Raw genomic sequence first — 25690 nt, forward strand, 5'->3', positions numbered from 1 at the left:
CGCGCCCCGGAATGACGAATAATTTTCATCATACCGCCAAGACATGCACATAGCACATCGGCTTCTTGCCCCAACGCTCGGCGACACGCGCGCGCACCGCGCGACGCATCGCTTCGGCGACGGTGTCGGGATCGCGCCTTTTGGCGCGCGGCAGTGAATCGTAGGTCTCGTGCACGGCGTCGACGACGAGCTCGTGCAGCAACGCCCCTTCGCGATCGCGCTCGGGGATACCGATGAGATCGACCGACGGATCGTCGATCATCTCGCCCTTCTCGCTCAGCGCCACGGCGACCGACACCGCGCCGGCAAAGCTCAAGCGCCGGCGATCCGCGACGGTGCGCGCCTGCGCGTCGACCAGCAGCCAGCCGTCTTTGTAGATGCGGCCCGCCGGCACCTCGTCGATCAGACCGGGATCGGGCGCCAGCCGCATCAGATCGCCGTTGCGGCACTGGAGCACGGTCTTCACGCCGCACTGGCGGGCAAGCTTGCCGTGCTCGTTCAAATGCAGGGCCTCGCCGTGCACCGGCAGCACCATCTTCGGCTTGACCCAACCGAGCAGCATCTCGACTTCGGCCCGGCGCGGATGTCCGGACACGTGCACAAGATGCGTCCGGTCGGTGATGACCTCGATGCCCTGGTTGATCAGGCCGTTGATGACGCGGCCGACCGCCTTCTCGTTGCCGGGAATGGTCCGCGCCGAATAGATCACGGTGTCGCCCCTCGACAGCGTGACTTCCGGATGCTGGTCCTCGGCGATGCGCGAGAGCGCCGCGCGCGGTTCGCCCTGACTGCCCGTGCACAGCGCCACCACTCTGTCGGGCGGCAGATAGCCGTAGGCATCCATCGGCCGGAAATCCGGAATGCCATCGAAATAGCCGAGTTCGCGCGCGATCAAGCCGACGCGCTCCATCGCCCGGCCGACCACGACGACCTCGCGGCCGACCGTGCGCGCGGCCTCCGCCACGGCGCGCAGCCGCGCCACATTCGACGCGAAGGTGGTGACGGCGACGCGCCCGCGCGCGTTGCCGATGATCTCGGTCAGCGTCTTGGCGACGTCGGCCTCCGACGGCGAGCGGCCTTCGCGGATGGCGTTGGTGGAGTCGCCGATCAGCGCCAGGCACCCCTCCTCGCCGAACGCGCGCAGCTTCTTCTCATCGGTCGGATCGTTGAGGATCGGCGTCGGATCGATCTTCCAATCGCCGGTATGCAGCACGTTGCCGAGCGGCGTGCGGATGATCAGCGCATTGGCTTCGGGGATCGAATGCGCGACGGTGACCAGTTCGACGTCGAACGGTCCGGCCGTGAAGCGACCGCCGACCGGGATCGTCTTCACTTCGATCTCCGGTGCACCCGGTTCGCCACGGCGCTTGGCCTCGATCATCGCCGCCGTGAACGGCGTCGCATAGGCCGGCACCTTCAGCTTCGGCCACAGCTCGAACAGCGCGCCGAAATGATCTTCGTGCGCATGGGTGATGACGATGCCGGCGAGGTTCTTGCGTTCGGATTCCAGAAAACGGATGTCCGGCAAAATGAGGTCGACGCCCGGCAGATGCTCCTCCGCCGCGAAGGAGACGCCGACATCGACCGCGAGCCATTGGCGCCGGTTCTCGGGGCCGAGGCCGTAGATCGACAGGTTCATGCCGATCTCGCCGACGCCGCCAAGCGGCGCGAACACCAATTCTTGCTGTCCGCGCGCCATCAGGATGCTCCTAGCCCGAAAACTTCACCGGCGGTGACCACGGTCGGCCCCGACGGACCCTGCAGCAGCAAGCGACCCAATTCATCCACTCCTTCGAAACGCCCGGTCAGTTCGCGCTCGGGCAAGCGCACTTGAATGTCGCGACCGAGATTGGCGGCGCGTTTGAGCCAGTCGGTCCGTATCGATGCAAAGCGCTCACCGCGCTGCCACTGCGCCAGCCGGCGCTGCATGGCGGCGGACAACACGCCGGCAAGATGGCCGGGCGCGACGATGGCGCCGGCGGCCGCCAGGTCGGTTGCCGGATAGCGCGTGTCGGCCGGATGATGCGCGCAGTTCACGCCGATGCCGATCGCCACGGCGAACCGCGGATCGCTCTCACCCTCGATCAGGATACCGGCGAGCTTCTTGCCGCCGAGCAACAGGTCGTTCGGCCACTTCACGCTGAGCATAGGCCCGAGTTGCGGCGCGCATTCGGCGACCGCGTCGTGCACCGCCAGCGCCGTCACGAACGCCAATTGCGGCGCGAGATCCTTGGGGGACGGCTCGGTGAGCAACAAAGTGGCGTAGAGATTGCCGGGTTCGGACACCCAGGCGCTGCCGCGCCGGCCGCGTCCGGCCAATTGGGTGCGGGTCGTGATCCACAAAGGACCACCCTCGCCGGCACGCGCACGCGCCAGCGCCTCGGCATTGGTCGAGCCGAGCGTTTCGTAAGTCACGTGTCGGACCCCCGCCAGGTCCGTGGCTTCGCGGTTCATCTCGTTTTTCAGCGCGTGATCTTATCCGAAAACCGGTATCCACTTTTCGGGATCACGCGCGGGCGCGATCGCCCCTCGGGGGATCACATCAAAAGAGCGATTTCGCCGCCGCCGTCGCCGCGCCGACCAGCGGCGCCGGATAGGCGAAGAACAACAGGTTCGCGAGGCCCGCCACGCCGAGCACGAGGCGCAGCAGCATCGGCATCGGCTCGAAGCCCTTCACCGGCTCGTCGAAGTACATGATCTTGACGATCAACAGGTAGTAATAGGCGCCCACGACGCTCGCCAGGACGCCGAGCACGGCCAGCGTGAACAGGCCCGCTTTGATGGCGGCCAGGAACACGTAGTACTTCGCGAAGAAGCCCGCGAGCGGCGGAATGCCGGCCAGCGAGAACAGCAGCATGCCGAAGAAGAACGCCATCGTCGGATGCGTGCGCGACAGGCCGGCGAGATCGTTGATGTTCTCGACCATGACGCCGTCGCGGCGCATGCTGATGACCACGGCGAAGGAGCCGAGCGTCATCGCCACGTAGATCGAGATATAGATCAGCACGCCTTGCACGCCCTCGGGCGTGCCGGCTGCCAAGCCGACCAGCGCGAAGCCCATGTGGCCGATCGACGAATAGGCCAACAGGCGCTTCAAGTTGCGCTGGCCGATGGCGGCGAACGAACCGAGCGCCATGGAGGCGATCGCGACGAACACCACGATCTGCTGCCATTCGTGGACAATGCCGGGGAACGCGGTCACGGCGGCGCGCACGAAGATGGCGATGCCGGCGACCTTCGGCGCCGAAGCGAAGAAAGCGGTGACCGGCGACGGCGAGCCTTCATAGACGTCGGGCGTCCACATGTGGAACGGCACCGCCGAGATCTTGAAGCAGAAGCCGGCGAACAGGAACACGAGGCCGAAGATCAAGCCGACGTTCGGGCCGCTCATCGTCGCCTTGGCGATGCCGGCGAAGCCGATCGTGCCGGTGAAGCCGTAAATCAGCGACGCCCCATAGAGGAGCATGCCCGAAGACAGCGCGCCGAGGACGAAGTATTTGAGGCCCGCTTCGGTCGACTTGACGCTGTCGCGGTTGGACGCCGCGACCACGTAAAGCGCAAGGCTCATCAGCTCGAGGCCGAGATAGAGCGCCAGGAGATCGCCGGCCGAGATCAGCATCAGCATGCCGAGCGTCGACAGGAGGAACAGCGCGCCGTATTCGAACTTCTGCAGCTTCTCGCGCGTGAGGAAGTTCAGCGACAGCAGCAACGCGCCGGCCGAACCGGTGATCGCAAGCAGCTTCAGGAAGCGCGCATAATCGTCGATGATGAAGCTGCCGCCGAACATGGTCGTCTTTCCGCCGGGCAGCCAGACGACCGCCGCCCCGGCGACGATCAGGATCAGGATCGAAAGGCCGTTGACGAAATTCGCGCTGCGCTCGCCGGCGAAGGCGCCGAACATCAGCATCAGCATGGCGCCGCAGGCCAGGACGATCTCCGGCAGAAGCGGCGCGTAAGCGTTCAGGGTCGTCAACTCGTTCATTGCGCGATGCCTGCGGTCGGAGCTTGGGGCGGGACGGCTTCGGCCGTCTTCTTGACAGCGATGGCCTTGTTGTAGCCGTCGAGCAACTGGGCGACGGACGCCGCCGACATGTCGAGCACGGGCTTAGGCGCGACGCCGAACAGGATGGTCAGCACCACGAGCGGCGCGAAGATCACCGCCTCGCGCCAGCCGATGTCCTTCATGCTTTCGAGGCCCGGCCGGAGCTTGCCGAAGATCATCTTGCGGTAGAGCCACAATGCATACGCCGCCGACAGGATGACGCCCAGCGTGGCGATGGTGGCGACCTGGATGTTGGCCTTGAAGGTGCCGATCAGCGCCAGGAATTCGCCGACGAAGCCCGAGGTGCCCGGCAGGCCGACATTGGCCATGGTGAACAGCATGAAGATCAAGGCATAGACCGGCATGCGGTTCACGAGGCCACCATAGGCGGCGATCTCGCGCGTGTGCAGCCGGTCGTAGACGACGCCGACGCACAGGAAGAGCGCGCCCGAGACGATACCGTGCGAGATCATCTGGAAGATGCCGCCGGCGACGCCCTGCGTCGTCGCCGCGAAGATGCCCATGGTCACGAAGCCCATGTGCGCCACGGACGAATAGGCGATCAGCTTCTTCACGTCCTCCTGCATCAGCGCCACCAGCGAGGTATAGACGATGGCGACGACCGAGAGCGTAAAGACGAACGGCGCGAAGTAATGGCTCGCCTCCGGGAACATCGGCAGCGAGAAGCGCAGGAAGCCGTAGCCGCCCATCTTCAGCAGGATGGCCGCGAGGATCACCGAGCCCGCGGTCGGCGCCTCGACGTGCGCGTCCGGCAGCCACGTGTGCACCGGCCACATCGGCATCTTCACAGCGAAGGAGGCAAAGAATGCCAGCCACGCCCACTGCTGCAGACCCGACGGGAAGCCGTGCTTGAGAAGCACGGTGATGTCGGTCGTGCCGGCCTGCCAGTACATCGCCATGATGGCGAGCAGCATCAGGACCGAGCCGAGCAGCGTGTAGAGGAAGAACTTGAACGAGGCGTAGACACGGCGCGGCCCGCCCCAGACGCCGATGATCAGGAACATCGGGATCAGGCCGCCCTCGAAGAACAGATAGAACAGGACGAGGTCGAGCGCCGAGAAGGTGCCGATCATCAAGGTCTCGAGCACCAGGAACGCGATCATGTATTCCTTGACGCGCTTCTGCACCGACACCCAGCTCGCCATGATGCACAGGGGCATCAGCGCCGTCGTGAGGATGACGAAGGGCAGCGAAATACCGTCGACGCCCATGTGGTAGGACGCGACGCCCAGCCAGTCGTGCCTCTCGACGAACTGGAATTCGGCGGACGAGGCATCGAAGTCCTTCACCAGCAGCAGCGACACGCCGAACGTGACGAGCGTGGTCCAGAACGCGATCCACCGCGCGGTGCCTTTGGCGAGCCCTTCATTGCCGCGCACGAGCAGCATGATGAGCACGGCGCCCAGCACCGGCAGGAAGGTGGTGACGGAGAGGATCGGCCAATTGAGGGTCATCAAAGTCGCATCCGCCCGTTAGTGCACCGAGAACATGAACCAGGTGATCAGCAGCGCCGCGCCGATCAGCATGGCGAACGCATAGTGATAGAGGTAGCCGGTCTGCAGCCGCACGACACCGCGCGTGATGTCGAGCACCCGGGCCGATACGCCGTCCGGACCGAAGCCGTCGATCAGCCAGCCGTCGCCGCGCTTCCACAATGTGCGGCCGAGCCACTTCACCGGGCGCACGAAGATCACGTCATACAGCTCGTCGAAGTACCACTTGTTGAGCAGGAACAGGTACAGCGGCCGATGCTGGCGCGCGAGCTCGACGGGGATGTCCGGACGCTTGATGTAGAACACCCAGGCGATGACGAAGCCGACCGCCATCATCACCGTCGGCAAGGTCGTGATGCCGAGCGGGATGTGGTGCATCTCCTCGAGGATGTGGTTGTCCTTGCCGAAGGTCAGCGAGCCGCGGAAGAAGTGCTCGACACCGTGGCCGGCGAAGATCTCCTTGAACGGGAAGCCGGCGGCGAACGAGCCGATCGCCAGAAAGGCGAGCGGGATCAGCATCACCAGCGGGCTCTCGTGCGCGTCCTTCCAGTGCTGCCGGTCGTGCGGCTCGCCGTGGAAGGTCTTGAACACCAGGCGCCAGGAATAGAACGAGGTCAGCAGCGCCGCCACCACCACGCAGGCGAAGGCATAGAGCGCCATTGGGTTCTTGCCGACATAGGCCGCCTCGATGATGGCGTCCTTGGAGAAGTAGCCGGCGGTGAGCGGGAAACCGGTGAGCGCCAGCGTGCCGACGATCATCACCGCGTAAGTGAACGGGATGCGGTCCTTCAGGCCACCCATGTTCCGGATGTCCTGCTCGTGGTGCATCGCGTGGATCACCGAGCCCGAGCCGAGAAACAGCAGTGCCTTGAAGAAGGCGTGCGTGAACAGGTGGAACATGCCGATCGAGTAGCCGCCCACCCCCATCGCCACGAACATGTAGCCGAGCTGCGAGCAGGTCGAATAAGCGACGATGCGCTTGATGTCGTTCTGCACGAGACCGATGGTGGCCGCGAAGATTGCCGTGGTGGCGCCGATGAAGGTCACGAAGGTCTGCGCGTTCGGCGAGAGTTCGAACAGCGGCGACAGGCGCGCCACCATGAACACGCCGGCGGTGACCATGGTCGCTGCATGGATCAGCGCGGAGACCGGCGTCGGGCCTTCCATGGCGTCCGGCAGCCAGGTGTGCAGCAGGAACTGCGCCGACTTGCCCATGGCGCCCATGAACAGCAGCAGACAGGTCAGCGTCAGCGCGTCGACGTGCCAGCCGAAGAACAGGATGGTCTTGCCGACCAGCGACGGCGCCTGCGCGAAGGCCGTGTCGAAGTCGATCGCGCCGGTGAGATAGAAGATCGAGAAGATGCCGAGCGCGAAGCCGAAGTCGCCGACGCGGTTAACGACGAAGGCCTTGATGGCGGCGGCGCAGGCTTCGGGCTTCTGGTACCAGAAGCCGATCAGCAGATAGCTGGCGAGACCCACGCCTTCCCAGCCGAAGAACATCTGCACCAGATTGTCGGAGGTCACCAGCATCAGCATGGCGAAGGTGAACAGCGACAGATAGGCGAAGAAGCGCGGCCGGTACGGCTCCTCGTGCATGTAGCCCATCGAATAGAGGTGCACGAAGGCGGAGACCGAGTTCACCACCACGAGCATCACGGCGGTCAGCGTGTCGATGCGCAGGACCCAGTCGACCTTCAGGTCGCCGGCGACGATCCACGGCATCAACGGCTCGCGGATGTCCTGGCCGCCGAAGCCGACCTGCACCAGCGCGATCCACGACAGCACCATCGAGATCATCAAGAGCGTCGTGGTGATCAGCTCGGCCGTGCGGGAGCCGACGGCCGCAGGCTCGACCGGGCCATGGCCATGGTCGTCGTGGCCATGCGCTTCATCGCCGTGGTGCGCATCGTGCGCGGCGTGGTGAACGGCGTGGCTGCCGTCGTCCGGCGCGGGCCCCTGCCCCGGGAAGCGGCCGCGCGCGCCAATGATCGCGATCAGGCCGGCCAGGATCGCGCCGAGCAGCGGAAGGAAAACGATGGCCTGGTACATTAGCCCGTCAGCCCTTCATCAGATTGATGTCTTCGACCGCGATCGAGCCGCGGTTGCGGAAGAAGACCACGAGGATAGCGAGGCCGATGGCGGCTTCCGCCGCGGCGACCGTGAGCACGAACAGCGCGAAGACCTGGCCGACGATGTCGCCCAAATGGGTCGAGAACGCCACGAGGTTGATGTTGACCGACAGCAGGATGAGCTCGACGGACATCAGGATGATGATGACGTTCTTCCGGTTCAGGAAGATGCCGAAGATCCCGAGCGTGAACAGGATCGCGGCGACGCTGAGATAATGACCGAGGCCGATCGTCATACGTTGCTCCCCAGGCCCTGGCCGGTCTTGACCTTGACGACTTCAATCGCGGTCGCCGGCGTGCGCGCGTTCTGCACCGGGATGCTCTGGCGCTTGACCCGCTCCTTGTGGCGCAGCGTCAGCACGATGGCGCCGACCATGGCGACCAGGAGGATCATACCCGCCGCTTCGAAGAAGTAGACGTATTTGGTGTAGAGCACGAGGCCGAGCGCCTGCGTGTTCGTCACGTTGGCCGGGATCGGCGCGGTGATGGCCGTCGGCACGCCCGGACCGATTGCCCAGGCGCCCACGACCAGCACAAGCTCGGCGAGGAAGATGCCGCCGATCAGCAGGCCGACGGGCAGATACTGCAGCGCGCCCTGCTTGAGCTGCGCGAAGTCGACGTCGAGCATCATGACGACGAACAGGAAGAGCACGGCGACGGCGCCGACATAGACGACGATCAGGATCATCGCCAGGAACTCGGCGCCCATCATGACGAACAGGCCCGCCGCGTTGACGAAGGCCAGGATGAGATAGAGCACCGAATGCACCGGGTTCTTCGACGCGATCACCATGAAGGCGCTCGCGACGCAGATGCCGGCGAAGAGGTAGAAGAAGAGCGCGGCGATCATGAACAAAGCTCCACGCTCTCCGCCGTCATGCCCGGCCTTGTGCCGGGCATCCACGTCTTACGAGCGATCAACAAAGAAAGGCGTGGATGGCCGGGACGAGCCCGGCCATGACGCTGAATGCTTGGCAACGCCTTGCTCATCTCCAAATCACCTATAAGGCGCGTCGAGCGCGATGTTCTTGGCGATCTCGCGCTCCCAGCGATCGCCGTTCGCGAGCAGGCGCTCCTTGTCGTAATAGAGCTCCTCGCGCGTCTCGGTGGCGAACTCGAAGTTCGGCCCCTCGACGATGGCGTCCACCGGGCAAGCCTCCTGGCAGAGGCCGCAGTAGATGCACTTCACCATGTCGATGTCATAGCGGGTCGTGCGGCGCGTGCCGTCGTTGCGGCGCGGCCCCGCCTCGATCGTGATCGCCTGCGCCGGGCAGATCGCCTCGCACAGCTTGCAGGCGATGCAGCGCTCTTCGCCGTTAGGATAACGGCGCAGCGCGTGCTCGCCGCGGAAGCGCGGCGAAATCGGGTTCTTCTCGAACGGATAATTGAGCGTGGCCTTGGGCCTGAAGAAATAGCGCATGGCCAGCACGAAGCCGGTCACGAACTCCCAGAGGAACAGGGCCTTGGCGGCGCCGACGAGTCTCATAGCGACCTCACTTCACCGCCTGCATCGCCAAGCCGCCGTATTGCAGCACACCGGCGACAATAACGACCATGGCGAGCGACAGCGGTAGAAACACCTTCCAGCCGAGCCGCATCAGTTGGTCGTAGCGATAGCGCGGCACCATGGCCTTGGCCATGGCGAACAGGAAGAACATGAACAGAGCCTTGAGCACGAACCAGATCACGCCCGGCACCCAGGTGAACGGCGCGAACGGCACCGGCGGCAGCCAGCCGCCGAGGAACAGGATCGTGCCCATGGCGCACATCGTGGCGATGGCGACGTACTCGCCCAGCATGAACATCATGTACGGGGTCGAGCCGTACTCGACCATGAAGCCGGCGACGAGCTCGGACTCCGCTTCGACGAGATCGAAGGGCGGGCGGTTCGTCTCGGCGAGCGCCGAAATGAAGAACACGACGAACATCGGCAGCAGCGGCAGCCAGTACCAGCCGAGCAGACCCCACTTCGAATCCTGCGCCTCGACGATCGCCGACAGGTTCAGCGAACCGGCGCACAGCAGCACGGTGATGATGACGAAGCCGATCGAGACTTCGTACGACACCATCTGCGCGGCGGAGCGCAGCGCGGCGAGGAACGGATACTTCGAGTTCGACGCCCAGCCGGCCATGATGATGCCGTACACGCCGAGCGAGGAAATCGCGAAGATGTAGAGAATGCCGACATTGATGTTGGCGATCACCCAGCCGGCATTCACCGGCATCACCGCCCAGGCGGCGAGCGCGAGCACGCAGGAGACGAGCGGCGCCAGCAGGAACACGCCTTTGTTGGCGCCCGCCGGAATGACCGGCTCCTTCAGCACGAACTTGAGCAAGTCGGCGAAGGACTGGAACAGGCCCCACGGCCCAACCACGTTGGGGCCGCGCCGGAGCTGAACCGCCGCCCAGATCTTGCGGTCGGCGAGCAGCACGTAAGCGATCGCCACCAGCAGCAGCACCAGCATCAGCAGCGACTGCGCGACGATGATGATCAGAGGCCAGAGATAGGTCCAGAAGAAGTCCATCATCCCTACTCCGCCGCGGTCTTGTGGGCCGCGTTCGCCAGGGCCGAGCATTCCGCCATGATGGCGGAGGCACGGGCGATCGGGTTGGTGAAATAGAAGTCGGTGACCGGCGAGCGCAGCGGCGCTTTGTCCGGCGCGCCGCCGAGCTTGGCGAGCGAGCCGATGTGCGCGATGTCGCCGGTCTCGATCTGGTCGAGGCGCATCAAATGCGGATGCGCGGCGAACATCAGCTGACGCAGCGCGCCGAGCGAGTCGTACGGCAGCTTCACGCCGAGCACGTCCGACAGCGCGCGCAGGATCGCCCAGTCCTCGCGGGCATCGCCCGGCGGGAACGCGGCGCGGTTGGCCAGTTGCACGCGGCCTTCGGTGTTGACGTAGATCGCCGACTTCTCCGGATAGGCCGCGCCCGGCAGGATGACGTCGGCGCGGTGCGCGCCGCGATCGCCGTGCGTGCCGATATAGACGACGAAGGCGCCCGGCTTCACGTCGATCTCGTCGGCGCCGAGCAGGAACACCACATCCGCCTGACCGTTGGCGAGTTCGTGCGCGGTCTTGCCGCCCTCGCCCGGCACCAGGCCGAGATCGAGCGCGCCGACGCGCGAGGCCGCCGTGTGCAGTACCGAGAAGCCGTTCCAGCCGTCCTTCGTCGCGCCGATATCGGCCGCGACCTTGGCGGCGAGCGCCAGCAGCGCCGCGCCATCGGCGCGCGCCAGAGCGCCGGCGCCGAGGATGATCAGCGGATTCTTCGCCGCCTTCAGCGTCTCGCCGAACTTGCTAGCGGCGACACCAGCCAGCGTCTCCGCGCCGGCGCCGAGATAGTCGTAAGCGTAGGTCAGATCGGCCTGCTCGCCGATCAGCGCGATCGGGAAGTTGCCCTGACGCCAGCGCTTGCGAATGCGCGCGTTGAGCACCGCCGCCTCGCGGCGCGGATTGGCGCCGATGATCAGCAGCGCATCGGCCTGCTCGATGCCGGCGATGGTGGCGTTGAACAGATACGAAGCGCGGCCGTGCTTGGGATGGAACGGCGCACCGTCCTGACGCGCGTCGATATTAGCGCTGCCGAGGCGGCCCATCAGATCCTTGAGCGCGAACATCTCCTCCACGCCGGCGAGATCGCCGACGATGGCGCCGATCTTGTTGGCGTTCGTCGCCTTCACCTTGTTGGCGATGACCGCGAAGGCTTCCTTCCACGAGGCCGGCGCAAGGCGGCCATTGACGCGCACATACGGCTGGTCGAGCCGCTGCGTGCGCAGGCCGTCGACGACGTGGCGGGTCTTGTCGGAGATCCACTCCTCGTTCACCGCGTCGTTGTTGCGCGGCAGGATGCGCAGCACTTCGCGGCCGCGCGTATCGACGCGGATGGCCGAGCCGACCGCATCCATCACGTCGATCGACTGCGTCTTGCCGAGCTCCCACGAGCGCGCGGTGAAAGCGTAAGGCTTGGAGGTGAGCGCGCCGACCGGGCACAGATCGACGACGTTGGACTGCAGCTCCGACGTCATCGCGTGCTCGAGATAGGTCGTGATCTCCATGTCCTCGCCGCGGCCGATGGCGCCGAGCTCGTTGACGCCGGCGACCTCCGTGGTGAAGCGGACGCAGCGCGTGCAGTGGATGCACCGCGTCATGATCGTCTTCACCAGCGGGCCGATATACTTGTCCTCGACCGCGCGCTTGTTCTCGGCATAGCGCGAGGAGTCGACGCCATAGGCCATGGCCTGGTCCTGCAGATCGCACTCGCCGCCCTGATCGCAGATCGGGCAATCGAGCGGATGGTTGATCAGCAGGAACTCCATCACGCCTTCGCGCGCCTTCTTCACCATCGGCGTCTTGGTGAACATCTCCGGCGGCTCACCGTTGGGGCCAGGCCGCAGGTCGCGCACGTTCTGGGCGCAGGACGCGACCGGCTTCGGCGGGCCACCTTTCACCTCGATGAGGCACATGCGGCAATTGCCGGCGATCGACAGCCGCTCATGGAAGCAGAAACGCGGAATCTCCGCACCCGCCGCTTCGCACGCCTGGAGCAGCGTGTACTCCGGCGGAACGTCGATCTCCTGGCCGTCGATGATAACTTTTGTCATGCCGCGTGCTCGCTGGGCGCGCCGCAACGCGCCGTCTTCCAGAATTGATGGCGCGCCTCGGTCATCGCCTACTCCGCCGCCTCGGCAACCGGCTCGGAATGCGGATTGGCCGCATACCGGTCGATGCGCGCTTCGATCTCGGGTCGGAAATGCCGGATCAGGCCCTGGATCGGCCAAGCCGCCGCGTCGCCGAGCGCGCAGATGGTGTGGCCTTCGACCTGCTTGGTGACGTCCAGCAGCATGTCGATCTCGCGCTTCTGCGCGCGGCCCTCGGCCATGCGCGACAGCACGCGCCACATCCAGCCGGTGCCCTCGCGGCACGGCGTGCACTGGCCGCAGCTTTCGTGCTTGAAGAAGTACGAGATGCGCGCGATGGCGCGGACGACATCCGTCGACTTGTCCATCACGAGGACGCCGGCAGTGCCCAAGCTCGACTTCGCCGCGCGCGTGCCGTCGAAGTCCATGATCAGGTCAGCGCAATCGGCGGCCGGAATGATCGGACAGGAGGCGCCGCCGGGGATGATGGCGAGGAGATTGTCCCAGCCGCCGCGGACGCCGCCGCCGTGCTTCTCGATCAGTTCCTTGAACGGAATGCCCATCGCCTCTTCGACGATGCAGGGCGTGTTCACGTGGCCGGAGATGCCGAACAGCTTGGTGCCGACATTGTTCGCCCGGCCGATGCCGGCGAACCACGACGCGCCGCGCCGCAAGATGGTCGGCGCCACCGCGATCGACTCGACGTTGTTCACCGTCGTCGGGCAGCCATAGAGACCGACATTGGCCGGGAATGGCGGCTTGAGGCGCGGCTGGCCCTTCTTGCCTTCGAGGCTTTCGAGCAGGGCGGTCTCTTCGCCGCAGATATAGGCGCCGGCGCCGTGGTGCACGATGATATCGAAATCCCAGCCGTGCACGTTGTTCTTGCCGATCAGATTGGCCGCATAGGCCTGATCGACCGCCGCCTGCAGATTCTCGCGTTCGTTGATGAACTCGCCGCGCACGTAGATGTAGGCGGTGTGCGCGCCCATGGCGAAGCCCGCGATCAGGCAGCCCTCGACGAGATGATGCGGATCGTGCCGCATGATCTCGCGGTCTTTGCAGGTGCCCGGCTCGGATTCGTCGGCGTTGACGACAAGGTAATGCGGCCGCTCGCCGATCTGCTTCGGCATGAACGACCATTTCAGACCCGTCGGGAAGCCGGCACCGCCACGGCCGCGCAGGCCCGACGCCTTCATCTGGTCGATGATCCAGTCGCGCCCGGCGTCGAGAATGACCTTCGTGCCATCCCAGGAGCCGCGCTTGCGCGCGCCATCGAGGCCCCAATCGTGGTGACCGTAGATGTTGGTGAAGATGCGGTCCTTGTCCGAAAGCATCGTCCGCGCCTCACTTACCCTTCTTGCCGCTGGTCGGCTTGCCGCCGACCTTCTCGCGGTCGGCTTCGCCCTCGGCCTTCACTGCCGGCGCCGCCGGCGGCTTGGCCGGCGCATCGGCGGCTGGAGCCGGCGCCTGCCGGCTGGCCACCGCCGCGCGTGCGGCCGCAAGGCCGGCGCCCTGCCCGACCATCGAACCGTCGAACAGCGACGGATCGGTCAGGCTTGTCAAACCGGACACCGGCTCGGAGCTTCGCCGGCCGATCTGCGGACCCGTCTTCGGCTTCTCGCCGCGCGCCAGCGCATCGATGATCTTCTCGAAGCTCTCAGGCGTCAGATCCTCGTAGACGTCCTTGTGCACCTGCGCCATCGGCGCGTTCACGCAGGCGCCCGCGCACTCGACTTCCTCCCAGGAGAGGTTGCCATCTTCCGACAGGTGGAAGGGATCGTGGTGGATACGGTGCTGGCAGACTTTGATCAGTTCGCCGGCGCCGCGCAGCATGCACGGCGTCGTGCCGCAGACCTGGATATGCGCCTTGCGCCCGACCGGTGCCAGTTGGAATTGCGTATAGAAAGTCGCGATCTCGAGCGCGCGAATGTAGGGCATGCCGAGCATGTCGGCGACGCGCTCGATCGCCTTCTGCGGCAGCCAGCCGCCGATCTGCTCCTGGGCGCGCATCAACAGCGGGATGACAGCCGAGAACTGCCGGCCTTCCGGATATTTCGCGATGGTCGCCTTGGCCCAGTCGACATTCTCCTTGGTGAAGGAGAACTCTTTCGGCTGCTGCTCCGGCGGCGCGAGACGGCGGACGCTCATCGGTCGACCTCCCCGAACACGATATCGAGGGAGCCGAGGATGGCGGAGACGTCAGCGAGCATGTGACCCTTGCAGAGAAAATCCATGGCCTGCAGATGCGCGAATCCCGGCGCGCGGATCTTGCACTTGTACGGCTTATTGGTGCCGTCGGAGACGAGATAGACCCCGAACTCGCCCTTGGGCGCTTCGACAGCCGCGTACACTTCGCCGGCCGGCACGTGATAGCCCTCGGTGAAGAGCTTGAAGTGATGGATGAGCGCTTCCATCGAACGCTTCATCTCACCCCGCTTGGGCGGCACGATCTTGTGGTCGTCGACCTGCACGCGCCCTTGGCCCTCAGGCGAGCGCAGCTTGGCGATGCACTGCTTCATGATCTTGATCGACTGGCGCATCTCTTCCATGCGGATGAGATAGCGGTCGAAGCAGTCGCCGTTCTTGCCGATCGGAATGTCGAATTCGAGCTCGGCGTAGCATTCGTAAGGCTGCGACTTGCGCAGGTCCCAGGCCGCGCCCGAGCCGCGCACCATCACGCCGGAGAAGCCCCAGTTCCAGGCGTCCTGCAGCGACACGACGCCGATATCGACGTTGCGCTGCTTGAAGATGCGGTTACCGGTGAGCAGCGCGTCGAGATCGTCGACGACCTTCAGGAACGGATCGCACCAAGCGTCGATATCGTCGATCAGCTTGGCCGGCAGGTCCTGATGCACCCCGCCCGGCCGGAAGTAGTTGGCGTGCATGCGCGAGCCGGAGGCGCGCTCATAAAACACCATCAGCTTCTCGCGCTCTTCGAAGCCCCACAGCGGCGGGGTGAGCGCGCCGACGTCCATCGCCTGTGTGGTGACGTTCAAGAGATGCGACAGGATGCGGCCGATCTCGGAGTACAGAACGCGGATGAGCTGCGCGCGCTTGGGTACCTCGATGCCCAGGAGCTTTTCGACCGCCAGGCAGAAAGCGTGCTCCTGGTTCATCGGCGCGACGTAGTCGAGCCGGTCGAAATACGGCACCGCCTGCGTATAGGTCTTGGCCTCGATCAGCTTCTCGGTGCCGCGATGAAGCAAGCCGATATGCGGATCGACGCGCTCGACGATTTCGCCGTCGAGTTCCAGCACGAGGCGCAACACGCCGTGCGCGGCCGGATGCTGCGGCCCGAAGTTGATGGTGAAGTTGCGGAGCGCGGTTTCGGCCATTACGAGCCCTTACCCTCGGTCTTCGCTTTTTCGTCGCCCGGCAGCACGTAGTCGGTGCCTTCCCACGGCGAGAGGAAGTCGAAGTTGCGGAATTCCTGCGCGAGCTGAACCTTGTCGTAGACGACGCGCTTCTGCTCGTCGTCCCAGCGCACCTCGACGAAGCCGGTCAGCGGGAAATCCTTGCGCAGCGGATGCCCCTGGAAGCCGTAATCGGTGAGGATTCGGCGCATATCCGGATGGCCGGTGAACAGCACGCCATAGAGATCGTAAGTCTCGCGCTCGAACCAGTCGGCGCCCCTGAACACGTCGATCAGCGACGGCACCGGCGTGACCTCGTCGGTCTGCACCTTGAGCCGGATGCGCTGATTCAGCCGCGGCGACAGGAAGTGATAGACGACATCGAAGCGCTGCTCGCGGCCCGGCCAATCGATGGCGGTGACGTCGATGATGCAGACGAACTGGCAGGCCGGGTCGTCGCGGAGGAAGGTCGCGACCTTCACGACATCGGCCGCGCGGGCCAGCACGGTCAATTCGCCATGCGCCACTTCGTGACCCATGATCGCCGACGGCAATGCCGTCTTGATCGCGTGGCCGAGGTTGTCGAGCGTGTCTTGCATGTCAGTCCACGATAAAGAGGCGCGCGCCATGCGCTGTCTGGGACCGATGGGCGTCGATTCCATCGGCCACCTGGTAACTCATGCCCGGCTTGAGCGTGAAGGCGCGGCCATCCTTGAGGTTGGTGGTGAGCTCACCGTCAACGCAGAACAGGATGTGGCCCTTCTCGCACCAGTGGTCCGACACGTAACCGGGCGAGTAGTCGACGAGGCGCACCCGGATATCGCCGAACTGACGCGTACGCCAGGTCGCCGTCCCGGAATCGCCTTGATGCGTCGTCGCCTCGACGCTGGCCCAGTCTGTCGTTCCGAACGGGATGCCGGCCATCTGCATGACGCTTACCGCTCGATCGTGCCGGTGCGGCGAATCTTCTTCTGCAGCAGCATCACGCCGTACAGCAGCGCCTCGGCGGTCGGCGGACAACCGGGCACGTAGATGTCGACGGGCACGATGCGGTCGCAGCCGCGGACCACCGAATAGGAGTAGTGATAATAGCCGCCGCCATTGGCGCAGGAGCCCATCGAGATGACGTAGCGAGGCTCCGGCATCTGGTCGTAGACCTTGCGGAGCGCGGGCGCCATCTTGTTGGTCAGCGTGCCGGCGACGATCATCACGTCGGACTGGCGCGGGCTGGCGCGCGGCGCGAAGCCGAAGCGCTCGGCGTCGTAACGCGGCATCGACATCTGCATCATTTCGACGGCGCAGCAGGCCAAGCCGAACGTCATCCACATCAGCGAGCCGGTACGGGCCCAGGTGATGAGGTCGTCGGCGGCCGTGACGATGAAGCCCTTGTCGGACAATTCGGCGTTCACGCCGGCGAAAAACGAGTCGTCGGACCCGATCGGCTTACCGGTCGACGGATCGAGAATGCCTTTGGGTGCGGGTGCGACCAGAGTCATGACTTCAATCCCATTCCAGCGCCCCCTTCCTCCACTCATATATGAAGCCGATGGTCAGGACGCCCAGGAAAATCATCATCGACCAGAAGCCGAACAGGCCGACCTCCTTGAAGGCCACGGCCCAGGGGAACAGGAAGGCGACTTCCAGGTCGAAGATGATGAAAAGGATGGCGACGAGATAGAAGCGCACGTCGAACTTCATGCGCGCGTCGTCGAACGCGTTGAAGCCGCACTCGTAAGCCGACAGCTTTTCCGGATCCGGCTGCTGATAGGCGACGATGAACGGCGCGATCAGCAGCGCGAGGCCGATCACGAGCGAAACGCCGATGAAGATGACCAGCGGAAGATAATCCAGCAGCAATGCGCTCATGGCGACCTCAAGCGTATAGCCCGCCCAACCCGGAAATACGCCCGCCCTGGACTGCTCGGCAGCCGGAGAGGCGCCGTGAAACCACACAAAACGCCCTTGTTTAGTTTGGAATGGCTCAAGGACGGGAGCGCGGGAGGCTTAACGCAACGCACAAAGGGAGGCAAGCCGTCCTTAGGCTGCATCCACGAGGGTCGCACGGCCCGCAGAGCGGGACCGCGTTGTTGCATGATTGACGGCTTTTCCGCCGGGTTCGATAGTTCGCGCTGGGCGCCCGTCACAAACAAATAAGCCCGAGGAAACGCATGGCAATCCTGCGATCCGTCGCAGCCCTGCTCGTCGCAGCAGGCCTGCTGACGTCAACGGCGGCATACGCCGACGATTACCCGTCCCGTCCCGTGAAAATCATCGTGCCGTTCGGCGCTGGCGGTCCGACCGATGTCTTCACGCGCGCGATCGCCGAGGAACTGCACAAAGCGCTCCACGAGCCCTTCGTGCTGGAGAATCGCCCCGGCGCCGGCACCACGATCGGCACCGATCTCGTCGCGAAGGCCGCCCCCGACGGTTACACGCTGCTCATGGTGTCGGGCACCCAGACGGTCAACGAGACACTGTATGCCCGCCGGCCCTACCACCTCATGCAGGACCTGGTGCCGGTGGCGCCACTGATGGACAGCGACCTCGTCCTGGTGGTCCACCCCTCCGTGCCGGCAAAGACCCTGGGCGAGCTGCTGGCGCTCGCCCGCGCCAAGCCGGGCACCCTCAATTATGGCTCGTCAGGGCCGGGGTCGAACTATCACATGGCCGGCGAGCTGCTGCGGAACCTGACTGGCGTGGATATCATCCACGTGCCGTACAAAGGCTCGACCGGCGCCCGCAACGACATCCTGAGCGGGCAGATCCAGCTTCTCTTCGACAGCGTGCCGACTATGGCCCCGATGATCCAGGCCGGCATGGTCCGCGCCCTGGGGACGAGCGGCGCGCAACGCTCTCCGACCCTGCCGGACGTCCCGACCCTCGCCGAGGCCGGCGTACCGGGTTTCCAGGCCACGCTCTGGGTCGGCCTGATGGCCCCCGCCGGCACCCCGGCGCCGATCGTCGAAAAGCTCAACCGTGAGATCACCAAGATCGTGCAGCGGCCGGCCATCAAGGCCGCCTGGGAGAAGCAAGGCGCATCGCCGATGGTGATGAGCCAGCCGGAATTCGCGTCGTTCATGAAGGCCCAGGTCGACAAATGGGCCAAGGTGATCGCCGACAATCACATCCGGCCGATCAACTGACCGCCGGGCAGGCTACTGGGTCAGAACAATGAAGCCGGTCTCGGCGCCGGTTTCGTCGCTCAGCGCATTGTCGGACACGATCAGCGACGATCCGACCGCCAACAGTTCGCCGAGGCGCGCGGTCGCATCGGGCGGCAGTTCGAACCGCGCGAGCGCCTGCGCCGCGGTCGGCGTCTTGGCGAGATCGGCGGCGCGTTTCTCCAGCCGCTCCCGCGTCTTCGCCGACATCTTCTGCTTACCCGGCTTCTGCGCGTAGCCACTGGGAATGGTCAGGGCCGTCCACAGCGCGTTGCCATCCTTGATATCGGTGACCGTGAAGACGTGCGTGCCCCAGGGCTCGTCCGGCTGTGCGATGGTGACGGGCGCGTCGAACAGCGGCTCGAAGCCCTGCCGCACGTAGATCTTGCCTTCCTTGCGGCTGATGAAGGCCTGCACCGGCGGTTTCGGCTTCGGCCGCGCTGCCGGCTTGGGCGCATCGGCTGGCTTGTTGGCCCCCGCGGCTGCCGCCAACTCTTCGGTCGCGGCGGCCACCGCCGTACCCGTGACATCCTGCACCGGCTTCGGCGCAATCAGATGTGCATCGGCGAACCGCACCGGCACGACCTGATCGCGTGTGATGACGACGCGCATACCGAGCTTCGACAGTCCCCACAGCTTCACCGCGAAAGCTTCAGGCAGGCGGATACAGCCATGCGATGCCGGGAAGCCCGGCAGCGGTCCCTGATGCAAGGCGATGCCCGACCAGGTGATGCGCTGCATGTAGGGCATCGGCGCGCCGCTATAGATGTTCGAACTGTGATAGCGCGACCTGGCGATCACCGAGAACACGCCCATCGGCGTCGGATGGCCGGGCACGCCTGTCGAGATCGGCGCCTCCCCGACAGGAACGTCGTTGGCGAACAGAGTCGCCCGCTGTTTGGCGATCGACACGACGATCTGCAGCGGCCCCGGCGGCACGCTTTGCTTCTTCTCTTGCGTGACTTTGTGCTTCGGCTTGTGACGCTTGCGGACTTGCGGCGCCGGCGGCGCCTCCTGTTCATAGCCGCCATCGTCGTAGCGCCAGAACCAATCGGCGGAGGCCGGTCCGATCAGACCGCACAGCAACACCGCCGACGCACAGACGGCAACACCAAACCTTGCCGGCCGCGAACGGCGTATCGTGCCAAATTGGGTCACGTCTTCTTCCATTCGGGTTGCCGCGGCTCAGCGCCGTTTTCGATTTAAGACGCCGCCGCGCGCGAGTCGCAAGGCAACTCCCCGTGTTGTGAGACACCCCCCTGGCGGCAGCGCTGGCATTGACTTACCGTCGCTTCGCCAAACCACGCAACGCAAGTGCGCGAAAACGCGTCACGGGGAAACGATGAACGAAATGATGCAGGCGGTCATCAAGGCCGAGGATCACTGGACCACCAAGGACGGCGGCGTAAAGCTGTTCCTGTTCGAGAAATATGTCGGCGATCCGGCGGCGACGAAAGGCACGGTGCTGTTCGTTCACGGCTCCTCCATGGCCGGGCAGCCGACCTTCGATCTGCAAGTTCCCGGTCGGCCGGATTCCTCGGCGATGGATCATTTCGCCAAGCGCGGCTTCGATTGCTGGGCGGTCGATATGGAAGGCTACGGCCGCTCGACCAAGGAACGCGACAACAACGCGCCGATCTCGATGGGCGCCGACGACTGCTACGCGGCGGCGCTGTATATCCAGAAGCTGCGCGGCGCGCGTCCCCTGCTCGTCTACGGCATTTCGTCCGGCGCGCTCCGCGCGGCGCTTTTTGCCGAGCGCCATCCCGAGATGGTGGCGCGGCTTGCGCTCGATGCGATGGTGTGGACCGGCGAAGGCTCGCCGACGCTCGAGCAGCGCCGCAAGAAGCTGCCGGACTTCATCGGCAAAAACCGGCGACCGATGAATAAGGCCTTCATCCATTCGGTCTTCGACCGCGACCATCCCGACACGGCCGAGCGTCACGTGATCGAAGCCTTCGCCGAGGCGGTGTGCGCGCTCGATGACTCGGTGCCGACCGGCACCTATGTCGACATGTGCTCGAAGCTGCCGGTCGTCGATCCGGCGAAAATCCAAGCGCCGACGCTGATCATGCGCGGCGAGCACGACGGCATCGCGTCGATGGACGACCTCATGAAGTTCTTCGCCAAGCTGCCCAACCCGGACAAGCAGTTCACCGTCATGTCCGGCATCTCGCACGCCAGCTTCCAGCAGAAGAACTACATGATGGTTTACCACATCCTCGCGGGCTGGTTCTCGCAACCCGCGCCCGTCTACAAGGGCTAAGCGCCCGCCGCGAAAGCGCCGTCACCGATAATAGCGATAAGAGCGATGGTGACGGCGGTGCCCGCGGTCATAGTGATGCCCGTGTACATAGCCGTAAGCGCGATAGCCGCGGCGCTGGGGTAGCGGCTTCGCGCCGCTATACGGTTTGCCGTAGCTGTCGACGTTGGCCGGCGCGTTGGCGCCGTAGTTCGGTAGGCTTTGTGCGTTTGCGAAGGTCGTCGCCGCGAAGACGAGCGCCGCGCTCAACATCATCTTTTTGATCACTGTCTTCTCCATCGTTGCACGATTGTGAACCGGAGAGAGAAGACAGAAGTTCGCTCACAAACCCGTGTTCCGGCCGCGCTCACCGGCGCCGCGCGATCATCCTCGCGTTCAGGCTTGCAGCTTGGCAGCGATCTCGTCGAGCCCCTGCCCGATCACATCGACCGGCACCGTCGGCGCCCGCTCGCCCTTGCCCGGCCCGTACTCGTTCGGCCGCGCAATGTGGCCCGTGCGCAAACCGCATTGCGCGGCGGATGCGAGATCATGCGAATGCGCGGCGACCATCATGCATTGCTCAGGTCTCAGATCGAGCGCCTCACAGGCCGCGAGATAGACCCGCGGTTTCGGCTTGTAGTCGCCCGCGACCTCGGCGCCGAGAATCGCATCCCATGGCAAGCCATTACGCCGGGCGAGATCGACCATCAGCGAGATATTGCCGTTCGAGCACGGCGCGATCAGGAACTTGCGCTTGAGCCGCGCGAGCGCCGCCGGCACCTCCGGCCAGGCATCGAGCCGGTGCCAGGCAAGTGTCAACTCGTGCAGCACCGTGTCAGGCAGGCCGACGAGCCCGAAACGCGGCGCGAACCGCTCGAGATTCCTGCGGTGCAGCACATCGAGCTTCGAGAACGGGATTCGGCCGGCGCGTACCTCTTCCATCCCCGGCTGGTACTCGGCCCGCCAGGCGTCGGCGAAGGCCGCCCAGTCGAGGCGGTGCCCGAGCGGCGCCAGGATGCGCTCGGCCTCGCGCGCAACCGACGCGCGCCAGTCAACCAGGGTGCCGAAGACATCGAAGAGAAGCGCCAGGACGCCGGCCGTGGGGGTGTCAGCGGACATGTGGCACGCCCCCCACTAGGGGCCCGAAATATGGGCTAAGTGCTTGATAAAATGGCGGGAGCGACGGGACTCGAACCCGCGGCCTCTGCCGTGACAGGGCAGCGCTCTAACCAACTGAGCTACGCCCCCGCGGGCGTGGCGCAGGAGTTATAGGGGGCTCGACCTTAAGTCAAGAACTCCTCGTAGGACTGTCATCGATTTGCGAAAAAGCCTTATTTTATGCGACAAATCGATGGGCATAACGCCCCCGAATCGTCTAATGCGGGCACGGGCGCCCGGCGTCACGCCGTGCGCCGCGGATTCGACAGGAGGGTCCCAACGATGGCTACACCTGGAAAGACAGCGACTCCGGCTACGGTCACCCTGAAGCATTTGGCTGCCGCGCTCGCGGATACGCACGAAATTCCGAAGAAGCAGGCAGAGACCGTACTCGGCGATCTCGTCGACAACATCGTGAAACACCTGAAGAAGGGCGAGAAGATCCGTATCGGCGGCCTGGGCATCCTGCAGGTCCGCAAGCGCGCCGCGCGCGTCGGCCGTAATCCGGCAACCGGCGAGCAGATTCAGATCAAGGCTTCCAAGAAAGTGGCCTTCCGCGCCGCCAAGGAGCTGAAGGAAGCGATCTGACCGCACAGCGGTCGACCCTCCGGGGAAGAGAAGATTCGCGGCAGGCGCGGAGCGATGGCTCCCGCCTGCCGTTTTGTTTTCCGCCTGGGATAGTCAGCCGCCTGCCCGCGATGCTCGCCGGTCTAGCGATAGAAGGCCGACGGCGGCGCCCCAAAATGGCGTCGAAACATCGCCGTGAATGCGCTCTGACTGGCATAACCGCAATCGAAGGCGACATCGATAATCCGCTCGCCGCTCGCAATTCTGCGAAGGGCGAACAACAGGCGCGCTTGTTCGCGCCATTGCGCGAAAGTCATTCCGGTTTCTTTGACGAAGAGCCGATGCACCGTTTTCGCCGTCACGTTCAGTCGCTCACCCCACTGATCGGCGGTCGACGAATCGGCCGGGTGATCGATCAATGCCTGGCAGATCGACTTGAGCCGCGGGTCGCGCGGCAGCGGCAGGTGCAACGGCAACACATCCGATTCCCGAAGCTCGTCCACCAACAGCCGCATGACCCGATCGTCCCGGCTGTCCTCTTGGTAGTCGGCCGGCACCTGGACGGCCGCGACGATGAGTTCGCGCAGCAGCGCGGATACGTTGATGACGCAGCTTTTCGCGGGAAGGTTGCCGATCTTCCGCGCATCGATGAAAACCGTCCGAATCTTGACCGCGCCGGACATGCGGACGTCGTGCTCTAGGCCGGCAACGATCCACAGCGCTCGATTGGGCGGCACGACCCACGTGCCGGCCGCCGAGCGCACGATCATCACGCCCTCGATCGCATAAAGAAGCTGTCCGCGTGGATGGGCATGAAGGCCGGTGGAAGTGCCGTCGGGATAATCCACCTCCATCGCCGCCAGCGCGCGATCCGTGTCGTGGAATTCCAAGTACCGCGTGGAGAGGTCGTCGAGCATGTCCCAATCTCTACATCCAAGGTCACAGTAGAGCGATACGGACTGATCGGAAAGCGATACGCCGGAACCTCGTCAACGACGTTCAGAGCCGAAGCCCATGAAAAGTAAATTCGCTTTCCTCTATCCCTTTTTCGCAATCGTCCTTTGGTCCGGAAATGTCATCGTCTCGAGACTGTCCGCGCACACGATCGGACCCGAGGCGATCACCTTCTATCGTCTTGCCTTAGCCGTGCTCTTAATGAGCACATTCGTCGCCGTGCCGGCATGGCGCAATCGTGCGATCATCTGGCCGAATCTCGGACAGTTGGCCATCCTCGGCTTTCTGGCGATGTGCCTGTTCCAAAGCCTGTCTTATCTTGCCGCGGAGAGCACAACCGCGACAAACATGGCGGTGTTTACGGCGCTGACACCGCTATTGACGGTGGCCCTGAGCGCTTTGCTGCTGAAGGAACAGCCGACCATCGGGATGGTCGGTGGCGGCGTGCTGTCGCTGGCAGGGCTTGTCTACCTGGTGAGCGCCGGCGATCCCGGCGCGATGGTGCGCGAAGGCGTGCACCTCGGCGATCCTCTTATGTTCATCGCGGCTTTGGGTTACGCGCTTTACGGTGTGCTGCTGAAGCGCTGGGATCTTCCCGTTGCGGGCTGGCAATCGACCTATATGCAGGCGATCTGCGCGCTGGCGATCATGTTTCCCGCGTTCCTTGCCACGCCGGCGCCGATGCGTGCGTTGAACGGCGCGACCCTGCCGCTCATCGCTTATGCGGGCGGCCTTGCATCGGTCGTGCTGCCCTTCTTCTGGCTGCGCGGCGTGCACCTTCTCGGCCCCAGCCGCTGCGCCGCCTTCATGAACCTGCTGCCGGTACTCACGGCGTTGGCTGCGATCGCGTTCCTCGGCGAGCCCGTACAACGCCATCATGTCATCGGCGGCGGCGCTGCGCTCCTCGGCGTCGCCTGCGCCGAGCTCTTGCGCCGCCCCTTACGGGGCGCGCCGGCGAAGAGGGGAAGCGCTGTCGCCTGAGCGCAATCTCGGCGATGGTAACGACGGGCGCCAAGCCGAAGCTCGCGCCCGTCGTCTTGATTCCGGCTAGCGGCGCGGCAGGAATTCGCGGATCGCTGCGCCGATTTCCGCTGCATGCGTCTCGAGGGCGAAATGCCCGGTGTCGAAGAAACGCACTTCGGCCTGTGGCAGATCGCGTTTGAAAGCCTCCGCTCCCGCCGGCAGGAAGAATGGATCGTTACGGCCCCACAGTGCGATAAACGGCGGGCTGTGCTTCCTGAAGTAATCGTGGAAGCTCGGATACGCCTCGATGTTCGACTGGTAATCGAGCATCAGATCGAGCTGGATGTCGGCATTGCCGGGCCGTGCCAGATAGAAGTCGTCGAGGCTGCGGCCGTCCGGCGACACCGTCGCCGGATCCGGCACGCCATGCGTATATTGAAAGAGCGTCGTCTCCGGCGTCAGAAAACCGCGCAACGCGTTGCGATTATCGAGCGTCGGCGATTCCCAATAGGCGCGAATCGGATTCCAACCGTCACTCAATCCTTCGACATAGGCATTGCCGTTCTGCGACACGATCGCGGTTATGCGCTCGGGATGACGGCTCGCCAGCCGGAAGCCGACCGGCGCGCCGTAATCGAACACATAGAGCGCGAAGCGATCGAGACCGATCACCTCGGTGAAGCGAGCCATCACCTTTGCCAGATTGGCAAAGCTGTAGGTGAAGGTATCGCGCGACGGCTGCGCCGACTGGCCGAAGCCCGGCAGGTCCGGCGCGATGACGTGAAAATCGTCCGCCAGTTCCGGGATCAGGTCGCGGAACATGTGCCCGGCCGACGGGAAACCATGCAGTAGCAGGATAACCGGGCGGCCCGCCTCACCGGCCTCGCGGTAGAAAATGTCGACGCCGTCCACGCCCACGGTCCGGAAGTGCATAAGGCAGTTCTCCGCTCTCGCTCAGGCTCTCGGAA

At 64.8% G+C, this 25690-nt stretch carries 26 protein-coding genes and 1 tRNA gene; 4 read left to right on the top strand and 23 right to left on the bottom strand.

All coding sequences use genetic code 11. The features are described 5' to 3' along the window. Positions 1-28: 28 nt before the first annotated feature. The 17 genes from DW352_RS06255 to DW352_RS06335 all read right to left on the bottom strand — a co-directional run bounded on the left by DW352_RS06255 (position 29) and on the right by DW352_RS06335 (position 17543). On the bottom strand, positions 29-1699 hold the full coding sequence (locus tag DW352_RS06255; protein WP_115689539.1) for a ribonuclease J: 1671 nt from the start codon (positions 1697-1699) through the stop codon (positions 29-31). After that, complete coding sequence (locus DW352_RS06260; protein ID WP_245434341.1) at positions 1699-2415, bottom strand: biotin--[acetyl-CoA-carboxylase] ligase; 717 nt, start codon at positions 2413-2415, stop codon at positions 1699-1701. The genes DW352_RS06255 and DW352_RS06260 overlap by 1 nt, the downstream gene beginning before the upstream one ends. Positions 2416-2542: 127 nt before the next feature. Continuing rightward, positions 2543-3982, bottom strand: a complete 1440-nt coding sequence (nuoN, locus tag DW352_RS06265) for an NADH-quinone oxidoreductase subunit NuoN (RefSeq protein WP_115689543.1) — start codon at positions 3980-3982, stop codon at positions 2543-2545. Continuing rightward, on the bottom strand, positions 3979-5517 hold the full coding sequence (locus DW352_RS06270) for an NADH-quinone oxidoreductase subunit M (RefSeq protein WP_115689545.1): 1539 nt from the start codon (positions 5515-5517) through the stop codon (positions 3979-3981). Before DW352_RS06270 ends, nuoN begins: the two co-directional genes overlap by 4 nt. Before the next feature lie 18 nt (positions 5518-5535). Then, entirely contained in the window at positions 5536-7605 is a 2070-nt protein-coding gene (gene nuoL / locus DW352_RS06275; protein WP_115689547.1) for an NADH-quinone oxidoreductase subunit L, read from the bottom strand. A gap of 7 nt (positions 7606-7612) precedes the next feature. Then, positions 7613-7921, bottom strand: coding sequence for an NADH-quinone oxidoreductase subunit NuoK (gene nuoK, locus DW352_RS06280; protein WP_115689549.1), 309 nt, complete (start codon positions 7919-7921; stop codon positions 7613-7615). After that, on the bottom strand, positions 7918-8535 hold the full coding sequence (locus DW352_RS06285) for an NADH-quinone oxidoreductase subunit J (RefSeq protein ID WP_115689551.1): 618 nt from the start codon (positions 8533-8535) through the stop codon (positions 7918-7920). Before DW352_RS06285 ends, nuoK begins: the two co-directional genes overlap by 4 nt. A gap of 147 nt (positions 8536-8682) precedes the next feature. Further along, the gene (gene nuoI, locus DW352_RS06290) at positions 8683-9171 is read right to left on the bottom strand and encodes an NADH-quinone oxidoreductase subunit NuoI (protein WP_115689553.1); all 489 of its coding nucleotides are present in this window, start codon (positions 9169-9171) and stop codon (positions 8683-8685) included. A 7-nt stretch (positions 9172-9178) separates the two neighbouring features. Then, the gene (nuoH, locus tag DW352_RS06295; protein WP_162826817.1) at positions 9179-10213 is read right to left on the bottom strand and encodes an NADH-quinone oxidoreductase subunit NuoH; all 1035 of its coding nucleotides are present in this window, start codon (positions 10211-10213) and stop codon (positions 9179-9181) included. A 2-nt stretch (positions 10214-10215) separates the two neighbouring features. Further along, entirely contained in the window at positions 10216-12288 is a 2073-nt protein-coding gene (gene nuoG, locus DW352_RS06300; RefSeq protein ID WP_115689555.1) for an NADH-quinone oxidoreductase subunit NuoG, read from the bottom strand. 68 nt (positions 12289-12356) lie between these two features. Further along, positions 12357-13658, bottom strand: a complete 1302-nt coding sequence (gene nuoF, locus DW352_RS06305; RefSeq protein WP_115689557.1) for an NADH-quinone oxidoreductase subunit NuoF — start codon at positions 13656-13658, stop codon at positions 12357-12359. A gap of 10 nt (positions 13659-13668) precedes the next feature. Beyond that, positions 13669-14472, bottom strand: a complete 804-nt coding sequence (gene nuoE, locus DW352_RS06310) for an NADH-quinone oxidoreductase subunit NuoE (RefSeq protein WP_115689559.1) — start codon at positions 14470-14472, stop codon at positions 13669-13671. After that, on the bottom strand, positions 14469-15659 hold the full coding sequence (locus tag DW352_RS06315; RefSeq protein ID WP_115689561.1) for an NADH-quinone oxidoreductase subunit D: 1191 nt from the start codon (positions 15657-15659) through the stop codon (positions 14469-14471). Before DW352_RS06315 ends, nuoE begins: the two co-directional genes overlap by 4 nt. Then, on the bottom strand, positions 15659-16276 hold the full coding sequence (locus DW352_RS06320) for an NADH-quinone oxidoreductase subunit C (RefSeq protein WP_115689563.1): 618 nt from the start codon (positions 16274-16276) through the stop codon (positions 15659-15661). The genes DW352_RS06315 and DW352_RS06320 overlap by 1 nt, the downstream gene beginning before the upstream one ends. Position 16277: 1 nt before the next feature. Next, positions 16278-16607 (bottom strand): DHCW motif cupin fold protein, encoded by a 330-nt coding sequence (locus DW352_RS06325; protein ID WP_115689565.1) that lies wholly within the window; start codon positions 16605-16607, stop codon positions 16278-16280. Positions 16608-16612: 5 nt separating this feature from the next. Beyond that, positions 16613-17173 (bottom strand): NuoB/complex I 20 kDa subunit family protein, encoded by a 561-nt coding sequence (locus tag DW352_RS06330; protein WP_115689567.1) that lies wholly within the window; start codon positions 17171-17173, stop codon positions 16613-16615. Positions 17174-17177: 4 nt separating this feature from the next. Continuing rightward, positions 17178-17543 carry an NADH-quinone oxidoreductase subunit A gene (locus DW352_RS06335; protein WP_115689569.1) on the bottom strand — a complete coding sequence of 122 codons (366 nt, stop codon included), beginning with the start codon at positions 17541-17543 and terminating at the stop codon, positions 17178-17180. 302 nt (positions 17544-17845) lie between these two features. On the opposite strand from DW352_RS06335, the gene DW352_RS06340 reads away from it, so the two are divergent. Then, positions 17846-18820 (top strand): tripartite tricarboxylate transporter substrate binding protein, encoded by a 975-nt coding sequence (locus tag DW352_RS06340; protein WP_115689571.1) that lies wholly within the window; start codon positions 17846-17848, stop codon positions 18818-18820. Positions 18821-18832: 12 nt separating this feature from the next. Here the strand turns inward: DW352_RS06340 and DW352_RS06345 are convergent, their stop codons facing one another. Beyond that, positions 18833-19996: a L,D-transpeptidase gene (locus DW352_RS06345; RefSeq protein WP_245434342.1), complete on the bottom strand. Its 1164-nt coding sequence runs from the start codon at positions 19994-19996 to the stop codon at positions 18833-18835. 184 nt (positions 19997-20180) lie between these two features. On the opposite strand from DW352_RS06345, the gene DW352_RS06350 reads away from it, so the two are divergent. Next, positions 20181-21104, top strand: coding sequence for an alpha/beta hydrolase (locus tag DW352_RS06350; protein ID WP_115689573.1), 924 nt, complete (start codon positions 20181-20183; stop codon positions 21102-21104). Between the two features lie 21 nt (positions 21105-21125). On the opposite strand, the gene DW352_RS06355 is transcribed toward DW352_RS06350, so the two are convergent. From DW352_RS06355 to DW352_RS06365, 3 genes are all read right to left on the bottom strand, one after another. Further along, a complete protein-coding gene (locus tag DW352_RS06355) occupies positions 21126-21368 on the bottom strand; it encodes a hypothetical protein (protein WP_162826818.1) in 243 nt (80 codons plus the stop codon). A gap of 108 nt (positions 21369-21476) precedes the next feature. Further along, on the bottom strand, positions 21477-22199 hold the full coding sequence (locus tag DW352_RS06360; protein WP_115689577.1) for a haloacid dehalogenase type II: 723 nt from the start codon (positions 22197-22199) through the stop codon (positions 21477-21479). A 52-nt stretch (positions 22200-22251) separates the two neighbouring features. Beyond that, a tRNA-Asp gene (locus tag DW352_RS06365) sits at positions 22252-22328 on the bottom strand. Positions 22329-22520: 192 nt separating this feature from the next. Here DW352_RS06365 and DW352_RS06370 point away from each other — a divergent pair. Continuing rightward, positions 22521-22826 carry an HU family DNA-binding protein gene (locus DW352_RS06370; protein ID WP_115689579.1) on the top strand — a complete coding sequence of 102 codons (306 nt, stop codon included), beginning with the start codon at positions 22521-22523 and terminating at the stop codon, positions 22824-22826. Positions 22827-22948: 122 nt separating this feature from the next. Here DW352_RS06370 and DW352_RS06375 read toward each other — a convergent pair whose 3' ends face one another. Further along, positions 22949-23722: an AraC family transcriptional regulator gene (locus tag DW352_RS06375; RefSeq protein WP_115689582.1), complete on the bottom strand. Its 774-nt coding sequence runs from the start codon at positions 23720-23722 to the stop codon at positions 22949-22951. A gap of 97 nt (positions 23723-23819) precedes the next feature. On the opposite strand from DW352_RS06375, the gene DW352_RS06380 reads away from it, so the two are divergent. Then, entirely contained in the window at positions 23820-24740 is a 921-nt protein-coding gene (locus DW352_RS06380; RefSeq protein ID WP_115689584.1) for a DMT family transporter, read from the top strand. A gap of 66 nt (positions 24741-24806) precedes the next feature. On the opposite strand, the gene DW352_RS06385 is transcribed toward DW352_RS06380, so the two are convergent. After that, entirely contained in the window at positions 24807-25655 is an 849-nt protein-coding gene (locus tag DW352_RS06385; protein ID WP_115689586.1) for an alpha/beta fold hydrolase, read from the bottom strand. Positions 25656-25690: the final 35 nt, after the last annotated feature.

The sequence above is a fragment of the Pseudolabrys taiwanensis genome, assembly GCF_003367395.1.
Classification (GTDB): domain Bacteria; phylum Pseudomonadota; class Alphaproteobacteria; order Rhizobiales; family Xanthobacteraceae; genus Pseudolabrys; species Pseudolabrys taiwanensis.

What these genes read in the sequence shown, in the direction of transcription:
- DW352_RS06255 (WP_115689539.1), bottom strand. Translation starts at nt 1,699, where the DNA reads ATGGCGCGCGGACAGCAAGAATTGGTGTTCGCGCCGCTTGGCGGCGTC.
- nuoN (WP_115689543.1), bottom strand. Translation starts at nt 3,982, where the DNA reads ATGAACGAGTTGACGACCCTGAACGCTTACGCGCCGCTTCTGCCGGAG.
- DW352_RS06270 (WP_115689545.1), bottom strand. Translation starts at nt 5,517, where the DNA reads ATGACCCTCAATTGGCCGATCCTCTCCGTCACCACCTTCCTGCCGGTG.
- nuoL (WP_115689547.1), bottom strand. Translation starts at nt 7,605, where the DNA reads ATGTACCAGGCCATCGTTTTCCTTCCGCTGCTCGGCGCGATCCTGGCC.
- nuoK (WP_115689549.1), bottom strand. Translation starts at nt 7,921, where the DNA reads ATGACGATCGGCCTCGGTCATTATCTCAGCGTCGCCGCGATCCTGTTC.
- DW352_RS06285 (WP_115689551.1), bottom strand. Translation starts at nt 8,535, where the DNA reads ATGATCGCCGCGCTCTTCTTCTACCTCTTCGCCGGCATCTGCGTCGCG.
- nuoI (WP_115689553.1), bottom strand. Translation starts at nt 9,171, where the DNA reads ATGAGACTCGTCGGCGCCGCCAAGGCCCTGTTCCTCTGGGAGTTCGTG.
- nuoH (WP_162826817.1), bottom strand. Translation starts at nt 10,213, where the DNA reads ATGATGGACTTCTTCTGGACCTATCTCTGGCCTCTGATCATCATCGTC.
- nuoG (WP_115689555.1), bottom strand. Translation starts at nt 12,288, where the DNA reads ATGACAAAAGTTATCATCGACGGCCAGGAGATCGACGTTCCGCCGGAG.
- nuoF (WP_115689557.1), bottom strand. Translation starts at nt 13,658, where the DNA reads ATGCTTTCGGACAAGGACCGCATCTTCACCAACATCTACGGTCACCAC.
- nuoE (WP_115689559.1), bottom strand. Translation starts at nt 14,472, where the DNA reads ATGAGCGTCCGCCGTCTCGCGCCGCCGGAGCAGCAGCCGAAAGAGTTC.
- DW352_RS06315 (WP_115689561.1), bottom strand. Translation starts at nt 15,659, where the DNA reads ATGGCCGAAACCGCGCTCCGCAACTTCACCATCAACTTCGGGCCGCAG.
- DW352_RS06320 (WP_115689563.1), bottom strand. Translation starts at nt 16,276, where the DNA reads ATGCAAGACACGCTCGACAACCTCGGCCACGCGATCAAGACGGCATTG.
- DW352_RS06325 (WP_115689565.1), bottom strand. Translation starts at nt 16,607, where the DNA reads ATGCAGATGGCCGGCATCCCGTTCGGAACGACAGACTGGGCCAGCGTC.
- DW352_RS06330 (WP_115689567.1), bottom strand. Translation starts at nt 17,173, where the DNA reads ATGACTCTGGTCGCACCCGCACCCAAAGGCATTCTCGATCCGTCGACC.
- DW352_RS06335 (WP_115689569.1), bottom strand. Translation starts at nt 17,543, where the DNA reads ATGAGCGCATTGCTGCTGGATTATCTTCCGCTGGTCATCTTCATCGGC.
- DW352_RS06340 (WP_115689571.1), top strand. Translation starts at nt 17,846, where the DNA reads ATGGCAATCCTGCGATCCGTCGCAGCCCTGCTCGTCGCAGCAGGCCTG.
- DW352_RS06350 (WP_115689573.1), top strand. Translation starts at nt 20,181, where the DNA reads ATGAACGAAATGATGCAGGCGGTCATCAAGGCCGAGGATCACTGGACC.
- DW352_RS06360 (WP_115689577.1), bottom strand. Translation starts at nt 22,199, where the DNA reads ATGTCCGCTGACACCCCCACGGCCGGCGTCCTGGCGCTTCTCTTCGAT.
- DW352_RS06370 (WP_115689579.1), top strand. Translation starts at nt 22,521, where the DNA reads ATGGCTACACCTGGAAAGACAGCGACTCCGGCTACGGTCACCCTGAAG.
- DW352_RS06375 (WP_115689582.1), bottom strand. Translation starts at nt 23,722, where the DNA reads ATGCTCGACGACCTCTCCACGCGGTACTTGGAATTCCACGACACGGAT.
- DW352_RS06380 (WP_115689584.1), top strand. Translation starts at nt 23,820, where the DNA reads ATGAAAAGTAAATTCGCTTTCCTCTATCCCTTTTTCGCAATCGTCCTT.
- DW352_RS06385 (WP_115689586.1), bottom strand. Translation starts at nt 25,655, where the DNA reads ATGCACTTCCGGACCGTGGGCGTGGACGGCGTCGACATTTTCTACCGC.